The sequence below is a fragment of the Nocardia sp. NPDC060255 genome, assembly GCF_042727395.1.
Classification (GTDB): domain Bacteria; phylum Actinomycetota; class Actinomycetes; order Mycobacteriales; family Mycobacteriaceae; genus Nocardia.
Genome location: NZ_JBHXAU010000001.1, coordinates 733,435 through 747,499, shown reverse-complemented (window position 1 = coordinate 747,499; position 14,065 = coordinate 733,435). Strand labels below are relative to the sequence as shown.

Genomic DNA, 14,065 nt, shown 5'->3' with positions numbered 1-14,065 from the left:
GGTGCACAACCTCATTCGCCCACACCAGGAACCGAGGCGACCTGGACATCGGACCGACTCTGTCAAGCCGGCTTTCGCCCAGCTGTCGCGCGAGCCGAGGTTCGGTCCAGAAGTGACCGGCGCGAGCCTGTTTCGAGCGACTCAGGCGGCGTCGAGCAACGCCTTGGTACGCCCGGGATGGTTGGTGGCGACCCAGCTGACGCCGAGATCGGCGCACAGTCGCACATCGTCGGGGTCGTCCACGGTCCAGCAGTACGTGGCACGTCCCGCCGCAGCGGCCTTGTCGACCAGTTCCGGGTGATCGCGCAGCGTCTTCACCGACGGGCCGACCGCGGTGGCACCGACCGTGGTCGCGGCACCGCCACCGAGATAGCGCGACGACTCGCCGAGCAGCACCGTCGGCAGCAGCGGCGCGGCGCGGCGGATCCGCCAGACCGCGGTGGCCGCGAACGACATGACCACCGCGCGCGAATGATCCGCGGACGCGGGGGTGGCGATGCCGAACCGCTGCAGCTCGGCGAGCAGCTTGTTCTCCACCAGCGCGCCATAGCGAACCGGGTGCTTGGTCTCGATGAACAGCTTGGTCGGCCTGCTGCGCCAGTCGAGCACCAGCGTGATCAGCTCGCTGAGGGTGAGCACCTCGGCCGCTTCGCCGTCCGCACCGAAGTCGAGTTCCTTCAGTTCGTCCAGGGTCATCTCGCTGACCAGGCCGGTGCCGGAGGAGGTTCGGTCGACGGTGCGATCGTGCACGCACACCAGGTGCCCGTCCCTGGTCAACCGGACGTCGCATTCCACCCCGTCCGCGCCTTCCTGGAGCGCCAATTCGTATGCGGCGAGCGTGTGTTCGGGGCGCGCCGCCGATGCACCTCGGTGCGCCACCACGAACGGTGCGCGACTGGCCTCGCTCACTTGGTCAAAACCTCCTCGTGCTCACGGTCGACTGCACCGTTGTCCTCATCTGTGTCCCGCACCGGCTCGGTGTCCCCTACCGGTTCGACGGCCGCACGCTGCGCTCGCCCGCCGGGATGCACCGGCTCGATCACCGGCACCGCCGGGTCGACGGCGATCAACCAGCGTCGCGCAGTCCGGCTGCGGCCGAGCACATCTCGCTCTTCCACCGCCCGCATCATGGCCAGGGTGAGCAGCGCGACCGCGGCGGCGACCAGATCGGTGAACGCGGTGAACAGCACCCCGTCCGCCTTCACCTGCAACGAATCCGCGGTCCGCCACAGCAGCGCGGCCACCGCGACCAGACCGCCGAATACCCAGGCGGCCCACCAGATCCGGATCGCCCGCAGCGCCCGTGGATCGGCGCGCTGGGCGACGATCTCGGTCAGGAAGACGCCGGGCCACAGCAGGTTCACCACCGGAATCACGCAGCCGAGCACCAGTGCCCGCACCGAGCGCGGGTCAGCGCGGCCGGTTTCCTGGAAGGCGAGCCTGCGCGTGTCGATCAACCAGCCGATGACGGCCACCGCGGTCAGCAACGCGAGCAACAGGGCAAGCAGCGCGGCGGCGACGACGAACACATCGGAACAGACCAGCACCGCGGGATGGATCAGCCGCGTGCGATTACGCAACAGCAGCAGATAGCGCAGCAGTTCGGCGACGGCCGCGAGCGCGAACAACGCCGCGGTGGCGATCGGCAGCACGGACGCCCACCTGGTCAGCCTGGTGAGCGGACGCGGCGGCGCGGCGGCGGGACGTGGCGGCGGGTCGAGCAGGCCCCAGCGCGGAATCTGGGTGTAGCGCGGGGTTTCCCGGCTCTGCGTGCGACCGGCGACCGGGGACCGGCGGGTGCGCTGGTCGGGCCTGCGCGCCACCCAGCGATAGTTCCGCCGCTCGGCGGGCGCGTCGATCGGCGCGGGCGAGAGCAGCACGCCGCGGCAGCGCGGGCACCAGTGCATCGGGGTCGACTGCACGGCCCAGCGCGCGCCACACCGCGCACAAGGTTGTACGACCGTGCTCACCGTGCCTCCTGTGTCTTGCCGGACTAGTAGATCTTCGCCTGCTGGTCACCGTCGGCGGCCAGCGGGCGGCCCGCCTGCTGCCAGGCGACCATGCCGCCGTTCACCTGGATGGCGTCGAAGCCGATGTGCGTGAGGTATTCGACCACCTGGAGGGAACGGCCGCCTTGCCTGCAGATGACATAGAGATCGACGTCGTAATCCAGTTCGTCCACCCGGGCGGGCACGTCGACCATCGGGATGTGCACGGCCCCCGGCGCGTGCCCGAGCTGCCACTCGTCGTCTTCGCGCACATCGAGCAGGATCGCCCGCGCGCCCTCGGCCGTGCTCGGCGGGCTGCTGTCGAATTCGCTCGGCACCGCGTCCACCGGGACCGAAGGAACATGGGGACTCGTCACGGTTTCGATCCTGCCATGGGTGGGCGGGTGCCGTGGAGTTCCGGCCCGCGCCTCGGCCGTCGGCGACTCGACATCGAGCCAATACTTCAGGTATGTTCTGCGTCCCGGATCCCTGATCGACGCCCCGCTCGGGGCGGGCATGTGCATACCTCCGACAGAGTTATCCACATAATCCACAACTTCATCCACAGGCTGCAGCTATCAGACAGCGCGCCAGTTCAGGATTTGGCTATCAAAGCTACCCACCGGCTAATGCACGCTGCGGGCCCAGGCACCCCGATCCAGGGCGTTTCCCCGATCGACAGCAGATTCGCGGCGTAAGCGTGCGGCGCGAACGACCGATCCGGGACTCCCCTCCAGCATCCAATCCCGGAGCGGTCATTCGCCGCCGACCTCGAAACTCGCGGGCTCAGCGGGTTCCGATACGTACTTGGACGGCGGCCGGTCCGATTCGGTTCCATAAAAAACGAGAACACTAGCGAAAAACTTAAATACTGGGCTCTAGCGGTAGCTGTCGGTAGCCTGTGGCCATGAACGTGAGCAGGGGGCTACTCGACGGCATGGACACAGCTGGGCTCAACGTCGCGCTGTCCGAGGCGACATGCCTCGGCCTGGAGGTCGATGCGGCGGCCAAGCAACTACGACTCGACTTAGAGGTGCTGACGCTTCCGGAGAACGGAACGCCCACCGAGGACTACCGAGTTCAGGTGACCTTCACCGGAGTCGGTCGCGTCGCGGCGTCGCTGCGCATGCAGAACTGGGACGACCTCGAACCGCAGGTGCTGCCCCTGCAACTGAACGGCCTCGACGAGGCGATCCGCAGCTTCGGCGGCGGCAGGCTGCACGGCTGGGAGTTCATCGACCTCGACGACAGCGGCTGGGCCCTGTGGCGCGAGCTGCTCAGCTTCGACACCGAGATCGACGAGCACATCTCCGCCCACGTCCTGGAGTTCTCCCAGGAAGAGGGCATCGACCCGCGCGAGCTGGACGTGCGCGTCTGGTTCGACAACCTGCTCATCAACGACTCGACCGGCCGGGAGATCCCGCTGGCGGAATTCATCGCGGGCGCGGCACGCTGGTGGGAGGCCCACGACGCGGGCGACCCGCGGGCAACCCGGCCCGGCATCGCGCCGCCCCTCTGAACCACCGACACCGATACCGCACACCCGGCTTCCGGATGTGCGGTATTCGTTTCTGTGCCCGCCGCCGGGAATCGTCGGCGGCAAGGGGATGACTGCTGACCTTGTGGGTATCCGGCACGAGGACTACATGGTTCGATGCTATTTGTGAGGTTCGACCCGGCGCCGAGGTGACTTCGAGGTGCACAACCCAAGCCCACAACGGAATGCGGGGGCATCAGGCCCGGTTGGAACCGAGCGGGTGTACGAATGATGGTTGGGTGTGCTCGAGACGGGCGCACACAGCCCGACATAGGAAGGGACATCGTGGCTGAGTACACGCTGCCAGATCTGGATTACGACTACAGCGCCCTGGAGCCCCACATCTCCGGGCAGATCAATGAGCTGCATCATTCCAAGCACCACGCCGCTTACGTCGCAGGCGCGAACACCGCGCTCGAGAAGCTCGAGGCCGCCCGTGACAGCGGCGACCACGGCGCCATTTTCCTGTACGAGAAGAACCTGGCCTTCCACCTCGGCGGGCACGTCAACCACTCCATCTGGTGGAAGAACCTGTCCCCCAACGGTGGCGACAAGCCGACCGGCGACCTCGCCGCGGCGATCGACGACCAGTTCGGCTCGTTCGACAAGTTCCGCGGTCAGTTCACCGCCGCGGCCAACGGCCTGCAGGGCTCCGGCTGGGCGGTGCTCGGCTACGACACCCTCGGCCAGAAGCTGCTGACCTTCCAGCTCTACGACCAGCAGGCCAACGTCCCGCTGGGCATCATCCCGCTGCTGCAGGTCGACATGTGGGAGCACGCCTTCTACCTGCAGTACAAGAACGTCAAGGCGGACTACGTCACCGCGTTCTGGAACGTCGTCAACTGGGAAGACGTGCAGGATCGCTTCGCCCGCGCCGTCGGCCAGGGCAAAGGCCTCATCTTCGGCTGATAGCCGGTAGGCACCGAACGGGCCCGCGCTCCTTCCGCAGATCAGCGGTCGGGGCGCGGGCCCGTCTGTATCCGGAGCTCGATATCTCGACGCGATCAGGACACGCCCGGGCCGCAAACCGGTATCGGGCACGCGAGCGACGAGCCGCCGCGAGCCCCTGGGCAGCAACGATCGCTGGTCAGCTCGTTTCCGCTGGCCAGCTGGCACTCTTTGGTACTTGTGTGCCAGGTGTTTCGTCAGTCATTCTCTGAATCCACAGAGGACGGGCAAAGCCGCCCCCGGTTATACGACGGGAGGCATCATGCGGATGAATGGACCAATCGGCATCACGCCTTTCCAGGCCCGTGGCTCGCTGCGCGGCTTCGTCATCTCCGGCCGCTGGCCGGACACCACCAAGGAATGGGCCCAGGTACTGGTGCTCGCCGTCCGGGTGGCCACGCTGCCCGGCCTGCTGACCACCTCGACGGTGTTCGGGGTGCGCGAGGAGTTACCGGACGATCCGGCGCCGGGCACGGTCGGGTTGGTGCTGGCCGAGGGCACGGTGCTGGGTGCGGAGGCGCTGGCGCCGGGCCGGTTTGCCGATCATGTGCCGGCCGCCCTGCTGATGCTGCATCCGCCCTCGGAAACCCGGCCGTCGCTGCCGGAATGCGCGGGCGCCGCGTCGGGCTGTGTGCTGCTGCCCGGGGTGCCGCATCTCGGGCTGGAACACCGGGCCGCGTGGGCCGAGGCGGAATCCGACGGCACGGTGACCTCCCTGGTCAGCCGCGTCGGCCTGGACCCGATCAGCGATCCCGACACCGCGGTTCTGGCCATGCTGCTTGCCGCGTAAGGGTACCCGAAACCCGCCGGACGGATCGCCAAACTTATTGCGCGCATTGCGATTTGGGCAACACCATGTTGGCACAGTCGCGCGTCTGCCGGTAGAGTCGGTGACAGCGAAGGGGAGTAGCCCCCAATTGCACAGTCGACATACTGACCCGCCACCCCACGAGGGTTCGGGTCCGGCTGTGTGAACCGGAACAATCCGGTGGGCGAGACCTTCGGCCTAGACAACTATTCGTTGTCGGCCGGAGGCATACCCAGACTCCGACCGGCAGGCCGGAGACCCGGGAGCCGCACACATCATGATCGCCACTGTTTTGCTGAGTATCGGCATCGTCTTTCTCGCCGAGTTGGGTGACAAGTCCCAGCTGATGGCGTTGACGTTCGCGCTGCGCTACCGCTGGTGGGTGGTGCTCGGCGGCATCGCGACCGCCTCAGCCGCGGTCCACCTGCTCTCGGTGGGCGTCGGCTATTTCCTCGGCTCGGCGCTGCCGACGCGGGCCATCGCACTGGTCGCCGCGCTCACCTTCCTGGCCGTCGGCCTGTGGACGCTGCGTGAACACTTCCGCGCGGACGAGGAAGAGCAGGCCCCGAAGTCATTGCGGGCGAGCACCGCGCCGTTCTTCGTGGTGCTGTCCGCGTTCCTGCTCGCCGAGCTCGGCGACCGGACCATGTTCGCGACCGCGGCGCTGGCCACCGACTACGACTGGGTCGGCGTGTGGATCGGCTCGACGATCGGCATGGTCGCCGCCGACGCGCTCGCCATCGGCATCGGCATCCTGGTCGGCAAGCACCTACCGGAACGGGCCATCGGCATCGGCTCGGGCCTGCTGTTCCTCTACTTCGGTGCGGCGACGCTGATCTCGACGGCGGCGCCGACACTGAGCGGGCTGCTCGTCGCCGCACTTGCCACGATCGCACCGATATTGGGCGGCGCGGTCATGCTGCTCATTCGTGCCTTGCGCCCGGCTCCGGCGGCACCCGAACAAGCCTCGATCCCGGCCGGCGACCCCGAGGTGCGTCGATAGTTCGGTGACGGGGCAGTGCTAGCGCGGCTTGTCCGCGGAAAGCAAGGCGTCCCCGAACAGCGCCCCGCCGCGACGCACCAGATTCAGCAGCGGCACCCGCAGCGCGAGCAGACCGTCCGGGTCGTCGGCCGCGATCCGGCCGGTAACCATCGCGCTGATCGCGGCGGCCAGGGTTTGGCAGGCGAAACGCTGCTCGTCGGTTCGCGCGCCGAGCACGTCGGCGATCCGGCCGACGAACAGGTCCTGTAGCTGGGCCCGGCGGCTGATCGCCGCCGAACCGACCGCGTACACCTCGACCAGGAACAGCCGCGCGCTGGCCGGATCGTCGACCAGGTGCTGCAGATAGGCCGCGAAGATCCGGTCCATCCTGGTCATGCCGTCCGGGTCGGGCTCGGGCGCCGGATCGTCGGCGGCATCCGCGATGCGGCCGAGCAGGTTCTGCACCGCCCGCTCGTAGGCGGCCTCGAAACAGGCCTCCTTGGAACGGAACTGCTCGTAGAAGGTCTCCCTGGACACCCCGGCGCGTTTCAGGATCGCCGCGACCGAGGTGCCGACATAACCGTTCTCGACCATCGCCTCGGCCATCGCGATCAGGATGCGCTCGCGCTGCGAGGCGACCACCTGCTCGCGCGGCAGGCCGTGCCTACCGCGCGGGAGTTGGCGTGCGCTGGTTGCCGATTCGGTCATCGATGACTCCGGTGGTTAGGTCGGGCTAAGCTTGCCGCTCCATTTTGCGGGGTCGGTCCGGTTGGTCCGTGGTGAAGGGTGCCTCTTCCTTGCGCGCGATTTCCAAGGCGCGCCGCACACCTCGCCGCAGCGCGAGCGCGATCACTCGCTGCGCGATCGGCCGGAACGGCAGCACGTAGGCCACCCACCACGGCGACACCACCTGACGCCGCCGCCGCGCGATCGCCTTCGCCACCGAATCGATGGCGGGCCCGAGCGGTGCGACGCCGGAAACGGTGGAGCGACCGATGATCGCACGAGCCGCGTCGGTGCCGAATCCGCGCGAGGTCATATCGGTGTCGAGCTCGGCGAAGTACGCGATGCCCACCTTGGCTCCGGTGTGCTTCAGCTCGATCCGCAGCGTATTGCCGAGCGCCTCCACCGCCGCCTTCGACGCACTGTACGCGCCGACCAGCGGCAGGTGCACCGCCGCGGCCAGCGAAGAGACAACCAGCGCATAACCATTCGCATGGCTGATGTGCGGGCCGGCCGCGCGCACCGTGTAGTAGACGCCGAGCACATTGACCGCCAGCGTCTCCTCCATCACCGCGGGATCGCCCCCCAGCAACGGCAGCTGTCGCGCGACCCCCGCATTGGCGACCACCACATCGAGTCCGCCGAGCTCGCCGACCAACGTCGCCACCACCCGATCGACCTGCTCGCGATCCCCCACATCGCAATACCGCCACGGCGCGTCCCCACATTCCCGCGCCACCTCCCCCAACAACTCCGCTTCCAAGCCCAGCAGCGCCACCTCGGCCCCATCGGCATGCAACTGCCGAGCCAGCGCGGCCCCGATCCCCCGCGCCGCCCCCGTGATCAACACCTTGCGCCCAGCAACAGACGCCCCCGCGAACAGCTTCATGCAGCGACCGTACCACCTAAGAACACGTTTGTTCGCAAATAAATCGGCGGACTCCCAAATGACCGTGCGGACCGGCCGAAATAGCCAACTACCTGCACCTATTTCAGTTATGCCGTTAGCACATGAAACGTAACGCAGGTCACATGCGGTCGATAGAGCCGTCATCAGTTCGATCACTTCTCGTAGAAGGCCAGAAAGATGACGTCACCGCAAGGCGAATACCCACCGCAGCAACCGCCGAATCCCAACTGGGGCAACCAGCCCGCACCCGGCGGCGGGCAACAGCCACCCGGACAGTTCGCACCGCCGCCCAGATACGGTCAGCCGCCGCAGAAGAAATCCAAGGGCGGCAAAATCGTGCTCATCGTGGTCGCGGTCGTCATCGGGTTGTGCGGATTCGGTGCGGTCATCGCGGCGGTGAACGGCGGCGACAAGAAGTCCGACACGACCACCAGCAGCGCGGCGGCACCCGGACCCAGCGCCGCCGGTGAGTCGGCCGCCCCGCCCGCCGCGAAGCCACCGGCTGAAAAGCCATCCGCAGGGCCAGGTCTGAATACACCTGTGCGGGACGGCAAATTCGAGTTCGTTGTCACCGGAGTCCAAGTCGGCCTCACCGAGGTAGGCGACAACCCGTATCTGCAGCGTAAAGCCCAGGGCGCGTACACGATCGTATCGATGACCGTGAAAAACATATCGAACAAACCGCAAGGCTTCAGTCCGAGCGACCAGTATCTGTTCGACACCGGGAATCGAAAGTTCGAGAACGACAGCATGGCTGCGATCAACCTGCAGGCCGATACCAGCATGTATGCCAGCCTCAACCCGGGCAACACCGTGACCGCTCAGGTCGTCTTCGATCTGCCCGCCGATGCGGTGCCGAGCCACATCGTGCTGCACGATTCGATGTTCTCCGGCGGTGCCGAAGTCACCCTCCGGTAGCCGCTGCCGCGGCAGGGCGATGGTCCGCTCGGGAGTGAGAGGGATGCCTCATGGGGCTAGTTGCGGGCACCCGTTAGGGTGCAATTGACAAAGGGCCAACTGGCTGTCACGAACGAGAGGACCATCGTGGAGATTTCGGGTTCCGCCGCCATTGTCACCGGAGGCGCATCCGGCCTCGGCGCCGCCACCGCCAAGCGTTTCGCCGAGCTGGGGGCCACTGTCTTCGGACTGGATGTGCCGCAGTCGATCGAGCGCGCCGGCGACAACGTGCCCGCCGGGGTCACCCTCATTCCGGCCGATGTCACCAGCAATGACGAGGTCAGCGCCGCGGTGGCGCAGGTCGTCGAGTCCGGCGCGCCGCTGCGCATCGTGGTCAACTGCGCCGGAGTCGGCTGGGCCGGGCGCATCCTGTCCAAGAACGGCCCGCACGATCTCGAGCTGTTCCGCACCGTCATCACCGTGAACCTGCTCGGCACCTTCAACGTCATGCGCCTGGCCGCCGACGCGATCTCGAAGACCGACACCGTGGACGAGTACGGCCAGCGCGGCGTCATCATCAACACCGCCTCGGTCGCCGCGTTCGAGGGCCAGATCGGCCAGATCGCGTACTCGGCGTCCAAGGGTGGCGTGCACGGCATGACCGTGCCCGCCGCGCGCGACCTGGCCCAGTTCGGCATCCGGGTGAACACCATCGCCCCCGGCATCATCGACACCCCGATGCTGGCCGGCGTCACCGAGGAGTACCGCAAGGGCCTCGAGGCCGGCGTGCCGTTCCCGTCCCGCCTCGGCCGCCCGGACGAGTACGCGCAGCTGTCGCAGTACATCGTCGAGCACGACTACCTCAACGGCGAGACCATCCGCATGGATGGCGCGCTGCGCATGGCCCCGCGCTAGACAAACACCGCGAAAGCCGCCGCCGACCAGTCCGGTCGGTGGCGGCTTTTTCGTTGCGGCACTCAGACGATGCGCCGGAAGGTCATCAGGTGCCGTCCCGGGCCGTTGTAGTCCGGCACCGGCCCGGCAACGGTGAATCCCATCCGGCGATGGAACGCGATGGACGTCTCGTTCGCCGGCGCGGTGATCGCCGTGACGACCCGCCTGCCGTGCGCCCGGGCAGTCACGAAGAACCGCTCGTAGAGCTCCCGCGCCAAGCCACTCTTCCGCGAATCCGGATGCACCCCAACGAAATGGATGTAGGCCGCATCGGATTCGGACGGCGACGGAAACCCGATCAGAAACCCCGACAGCCGCTCCGCCGTCTCCGCGACCAGGCTCGTCCGATGGAAGTGATCGAGGAACAGCCGCGGCAGCATCGGTAAGACCTCGCGCCCCCACCACTCGTCGACCACGCCTGCGATCGCGTCGTAGTCCGCGGGCCGCGCCGCCCGGATGACCAGCTCAGTCGAATTCGGCACGAAACTCATTGTGCCGACAGCGGCGAGGACCACCGGGCGGTGGTCCTCGCCGGTGACCGGATCAGAGGGTGCGGGTGAGGCGGTCGGTGAGGATGTGGGCGAAGCGGGCTGGGTCTTTCAGTTCGCCGCCCTCGGCCAGGACCGCTGTGCCGTAGAGCAATTCGGCGGTTTCGGTGAGTTCGGGGACCTTGCCTGCGTCGGCGTCGTCCTTGCGGGTGTCGTAGGCGTCGCGCAGGCCGGTGACCAGCGGGTGGGTCGGGTTGAGCTCGAGGATCCGCTTGGTCTCGGGCATCAGCTGACCGGACGCGCGGTACATCCGCTCCAGCATCGGGGTGAAGTCGAAGACGTCACCGACCAGGCAGGCGGGCGAGGTGGTGAGCCTGTTGGTGAGGCGCACCTCCTTGACGCTCTCGTCCAGGGTCTTGCCGAGCCAGCCGAGCACCTCGGCGAAGTCCTTGTCCTGCTGTTCGCGCAGCGCCTCGGAGGCCTTCTTCTCCTCCTCGGACTCCAGGTCGACCTCGCCCTTGGCGATGGAGACGAACGCCTTGCCGTCGAACTCCGGTACCGAACCGACCCACATCTCGTCCACCGGGTCGGTGAGGATCAGCACCTCGCGGCCCTTGGCCTGGAAAGCCTCCAGGTGCGGGGAGCTCTCGACCTGCTGGCGGGACTCGCCGGTCATGTAGTAGATGGCGTCCTGGCCGTCCGGCATCCGCTCGACGTACTGGGCGAGCGTGGTCAGCTCGGACTCGGAGTGCGTCGAGGCGAACGACGAGACGCCGAGGATGGTCTCGCGGTTGTCGGTGTCGCCGAGCAGGCCCTCCTTGAGGACGCGCCCGAACTCCTTCCAGAACGTCTGGTACTTGGCCTGATCCTCGGCGCCCTGCAGGTCCTTGACCGTGGACAGCACCTTCTTGACCAGCCGCTTGCGGATCATCTGGATCTGCCGGTCCTGCTGCAGGATCTCGCGAGAGACGTTGAGCGACAGGTCCTGCGCGTCCACCACACCCTTGACGAAGCGCAGGTACTCCGGCATCAGCTCTTCGCAGTTGTCCATGATGAACACCCGCTTGACGTAGAGCTGCACACCGCGCTTGTGCTCGCGGGTGAACAGGTCGAACGGCGCCTGCGACGGCAGGAACAGCAGCGCCTGATACTCGAAGGTGCCCTCCGCCTTCATCGGGATGATCTCCAGCGGATCGTCCCAGGCGTGGCTGACGTGCTTGTAGAACTCCTTGTACTCCTCGTCGCTGACCTCGCTCTTCGGGCGGGTCCACAGCGCCTTCATGGAGTTGAGGGTCTGGTCCTCGACGACGGTCTGCTCCGTCTTGTCTTCGCCTTCGCCCTCGGTGACGGTCCGCTCGACCTGCATGCGGATCGGCCACGCGATGAAATCGGAGTACTTCTTGACGATCTCCCGGAGCTTCCACTCCTTGGTGTAATCGAAGAGGTGGTCTTCCTCGTCGGCGGGCTTGAGCTGCAACGAGACCGAGGTGCCCTGCGGCGCCTCGTCCAGGGTTTCGATGGTGTAGGTCGAGCTGCCCGCGGCCGACTCCCAGCGGGTGCCCTCGTTCTCGCCCGCGCGCCGGGTGGTCAGCGTGACCTTGTCGGCGACCATGAAGGTGGAGTAGAAGCCGATGCCGAATTGGCCGATCAGTTCCGCGGTGTCGATGTTGCCCGCGGCGGCGCTCTTGGCCTCGTTGAGCTTCTTGCGCAGTTCGGCGGTGCCGGACTTGGCCAGGGTGCCGATCAGGTCGACCACCTCGGCGCGGGACATGCCGATGCCGTTGTCCCGCACGGTCAGTGTCCGGTTGTCCTGGTCGACCGCCAGCTCGATGTGCAGGTCGGAGGTGTCGACCTGCAGGTCTTTGTCCTGGTAGGACTCCAGCCGCAGCTTGTCCAGCGCGTCCGAGGAGTTCGATATCAACTCCCGCAGGAAGGTGTCCTTGTTGGAGTAGACCGAATGGATCATCAGCTCGAGCAGCTGATGGGTCTCTGCCTGGAACTCGAGTTGTTCGACGTGCTCAGTCACGTCGCGATACTACGACGCCCGAAATCCTCTAGGCCAGGAACCTCGAGGTCTGCCCGATTCGACATCCAGTCGCGCAGCACCTGGGTGGCCAGCACGTCGTCCTCGTTGTACTCCAGCAAACGGGTGCGCTGCGACATATCGGGCTCGCCCTCGTAGCCGACGGCCAGCCGATACCAGCTCATCGACGCCTCGCCGCCCGCCTCGGCATCACGCCAGGCGAAACCGGCGACCGGGGCGATCTTCTTGAGGCCCTTGCCGTTCGGGCAGATGAACTGCTCGGAGACGGCCTGGAACATGTCCACCCACTCCGGCCCGTCGACGAACGCACGCACCTGATCGACCGTCGGCACGCCGGGCCGCCCGGCGAATCGACGCGCGGACTCGTACAGCCACTTGTCCTCGGCGGTGCGCGAGTAGCAGTAGGCGGCAAAGGTTTTCCCGTTCGCGGCGGCCTCGGCGCGGACGGTCATCAGCCAGGTCCAGAACTCGCCGAACGAACGGCCCTCGTCCTCGGTGGGCAGCGGATCCCAGGTGACGAACGGGCGGTACACACCGTCGAGCAGGGTGCCCCACAGGTACGCGCCGTACTCCTGGAAGCTCTCCAGATCGACGTCGACCTCGACGTCGGCCCGCTGCACCCGCACCGGCTCGACCCGGCGCACCAGCGGCGCGCCCGCGATCCAGGCCCGCGCGGTGACCACGGCCTCGTCGAACGGCCCGTGCTGCCAGTCGTCCGGATCGTCACCCGCCCAGCCGGCCAGGTCGTCGATCGTCTGCACGCCGTGCCTGCGCAGCACCTCGGCCCGCGAACCCGGCGCGACCAGGCTGACGTCGCGGTGTTCGACGAGCCAGCCTTCGCAGCTGGGGCCCTCGATGCCGCGCGACCACCACGGGCACTGCCTGCATTCGGGCACCTTCGACGGCACCGTCGGCAGTTCGCCGCGCACCACCGCGACCCGGTCCGCGTAGCGCTGGTCGTAGTCGGCCAGCACCGGGCCGAGGTCGTGCACCAGGATGCAGTCGAAGTGGTAGCCGATCACACCGCCGACCAGCGCGGGGCTGGCCATGCCGTGGCGTTGCAGCATGCGGTACAGGTGCGCGAGCCGCTGCTGGTCGCGCGGCTGCTGGCGCAGTTTGCGGTGCCGATCCGGGCGCGGGTTCCAGTGATACGGGTCGGTGGTGGTCGGGTGGAAGTCGGCGGGCTCGGGCTGACGCGGGTCGGTCACCTTGTGGTTCACCACGATCACCGGGATGTATCCGCCGCGATCGAGATCGCGCAGCAGGATCTCCGAACCGCCGCGCCTGCCGGTCTCCGGCTCCTGCGGCAGCAGCCCACCCCAAATGTGTTGCACGCCAGCCGCACACGCCTGCATGGTGGCCTCGGCCCGCTCGGCCGCGCGCAGCGTCGGATCAATCACCACCCAGCCCGCGGGATCCGCCTCGATCAACGCGTCGCGCACCCGCACCCGGTGCGCCGTCGCCGCCTCCCTGCGCTGCCGCACCCCGGGATCCTCGGAAACCCCCTGCAACGCACCGGGATGGACGGCGTCCAGATGCAACCGATGCCGGCAACCGATCAGCGCCCTGGCATCGATGAACGGAGTCGGCGCGCCGACAACGCCGCTCGGCCGTTCGACGGCCGTGCCGTTGTGCTTGCGACCTGCTCGGTCATCGATGCCCGATTCCACGTTATGCAGTATGGTCCCTACCCCCGACAAACCCACGAACCCCGTGGGCACAGCCGTGGTTCGAACCGCACAGCGCCCGCCTTCGTGATTACCACAGCGCGAGTTCCGCGAGCGCC

At 67.4% G+C, this 14,065-nt stretch carries 14 protein-coding genes; 6 read left to right on the top strand and 8 right to left on the bottom strand.

What is annotated here, in order from left to right:
• Window positions 1-141: 141 nt before the first annotated feature.
• The 3 genes from ACFWF1_RS03520 to ACFWF1_RS03510 are packed head-to-tail and all read right to left on the bottom strand — an operon-like array spanning window position 142 to window position 2,365.
• Window positions 142-909 carry a glycerophosphodiester phosphodiesterase gene (locus ACFWF1_RS03520; protein WP_379283071.1) on the bottom strand — a complete coding sequence of 256 codons (768 nt, stop codon included), beginning with the start codon at window positions 907-909 and terminating at the stop codon, window positions 142-144.
• Window positions 906-1,970 carry a DUF4328 domain-containing protein gene (locus tag ACFWF1_RS03515; RefSeq protein WP_379283073.1) on the bottom strand — a complete coding sequence of 355 codons (1,065 nt, stop codon included), beginning with the start codon at window positions 1,968-1,970 and terminating at the stop codon, window positions 906-908. The genes ACFWF1_RS03520 and ACFWF1_RS03515 overlap by 4 nt, the downstream gene beginning before the upstream one ends.
• A 23-nt stretch (window positions 1,971-1,993) precedes the next feature.
• On the bottom strand, window positions 1,994-2,365 hold the full coding sequence (locus ACFWF1_RS03510; RefSeq protein WP_379283408.1) for a rhodanese-like domain-containing protein: 372 nt from the start codon (window positions 2,363-2,365) through the stop codon (window positions 1,994-1,996).
• A gap of 530 nt (window positions 2,366-2,895) precedes the next feature.
• Between ACFWF1_RS03510 and ACFWF1_RS03505 the strand changes: the two genes are divergently transcribed.
• The 4 genes from ACFWF1_RS03505 to ACFWF1_RS03490 all read left to right on the top strand — a co-directional run bounded on the left by ACFWF1_RS03505 (window position 2,896) and on the right by ACFWF1_RS03490 (window position 6,284).
• Window positions 2,896-3,507 carry a hypothetical protein gene (locus ACFWF1_RS03505; protein WP_379283074.1) on the top strand — a complete coding sequence of 204 codons (612 nt, stop codon included), beginning with the start codon at window positions 2,896-2,898 and terminating at the stop codon, window positions 3,505-3,507.
• Between the two features lie 303 nt (window positions 3,508-3,810).
• The gene (locus ACFWF1_RS03500) at window positions 3,811-4,434 is read left to right on the top strand and encodes a superoxide dismutase (RefSeq protein WP_357380064.1); all 624 of its coding nucleotides are present in this window, start codon (window positions 3,811-3,813) and stop codon (window positions 4,432-4,434) included.
• Between the two features lie 301 nt (window positions 4,435-4,735).
• Complete coding sequence (locus ACFWF1_RS03495; RefSeq protein ID WP_379283075.1) at window positions 4,736-5,263, top strand: peptidase; 528 nt, start codon at window positions 4,736-4,738, stop codon at window positions 5,261-5,263.
• A 295-nt stretch (window positions 5,264-5,558) separates the two neighbouring features.
• Complete coding sequence (locus ACFWF1_RS03490; RefSeq protein ID WP_379283077.1) at window positions 5,559-6,284, top strand: TMEM165/GDT1 family protein; 726 nt, start codon at window positions 5,559-5,561, stop codon at window positions 6,282-6,284.
• Between the two features lie 18 nt (window positions 6,285-6,302).
• On the opposite strand, the gene ACFWF1_RS03485 is transcribed toward ACFWF1_RS03490, so the two are convergent.
• Both ACFWF1_RS03485 and ACFWF1_RS03480 read right to left on the bottom strand, forming a co-directional pair.
• On the bottom strand, window positions 6,303-6,971 hold the full coding sequence (locus tag ACFWF1_RS03485) for a TetR/AcrR family transcriptional regulator (protein ID WP_379283078.1): 669 nt from the start codon (window positions 6,969-6,971) through the stop codon (window positions 6,303-6,305).
• A gap of 25 nt (window positions 6,972-6,996) precedes the next feature.
• A complete protein-coding gene (locus ACFWF1_RS03480) occupies window positions 6,997-7,875 on the bottom strand; it encodes an SDR family NAD(P)-dependent oxidoreductase (RefSeq protein ID WP_379283079.1) in 879 nt (292 codons plus the stop codon).
• 198 nt (window positions 7,876-8,073) lie between these two features.
• Between ACFWF1_RS03480 and ACFWF1_RS03475 the strand changes: the two genes are divergently transcribed.
• Together ACFWF1_RS03475 and ACFWF1_RS03470 are read left to right on the top strand one after the other, a co-directional pair.
• Window positions 8,074-8,814 (top strand): DUF4352 domain-containing protein, encoded by a 741-nt coding sequence (locus ACFWF1_RS03475; RefSeq protein ID WP_379283081.1) that lies wholly within the window; start codon window positions 8,074-8,076, stop codon window positions 8,812-8,814.
• Between the two features lie 126 nt (window positions 8,815-8,940).
• Window positions 8,941-9,708: an SDR family NAD(P)-dependent oxidoreductase gene (locus ACFWF1_RS03470; protein WP_357380070.1), complete on the top strand. Its 768-nt coding sequence runs from the start codon at window positions 8,941-8,943 to the stop codon at window positions 9,706-9,708.
• Between the two features lie 62 nt (window positions 9,709-9,770).
• Here the strand turns inward: ACFWF1_RS03470 and ACFWF1_RS03465 are convergent, their stop codons facing one another.
• The 3 genes from ACFWF1_RS03465 to ACFWF1_RS03455 all read right to left on the bottom strand — a co-directional run bounded on the left by ACFWF1_RS03465 (window position 9,771) and on the right by ACFWF1_RS03455 (window position 13,856).
• On the bottom strand, window positions 9,771-10,229 hold the full coding sequence (locus tag ACFWF1_RS03465; RefSeq protein ID WP_379283083.1) for a GNAT family N-acetyltransferase: 459 nt from the start codon (window positions 10,227-10,229) through the stop codon (window positions 9,771-9,773).
• 61 nt (window positions 10,230-10,290) lie between these two features.
• On the bottom strand, window positions 10,291-12,261 hold the full coding sequence (htpG, locus tag ACFWF1_RS03460) for a molecular chaperone HtpG (RefSeq protein WP_379283084.1): 1,971 nt from the start codon (window positions 12,259-12,261) through the stop codon (window positions 10,291-10,293).
• Entirely contained in the window at window positions 12,258-13,856 is a 1,599-nt protein-coding gene (locus tag ACFWF1_RS03455; RefSeq protein ID WP_379283409.1) for a TM0106 family RecB-like putative nuclease, read from the bottom strand. Before ACFWF1_RS03455 ends, htpG begins: the two co-directional genes overlap by 4 nt.
• Window positions 13,857-14,065 lie beyond the last annotated feature (209 nt).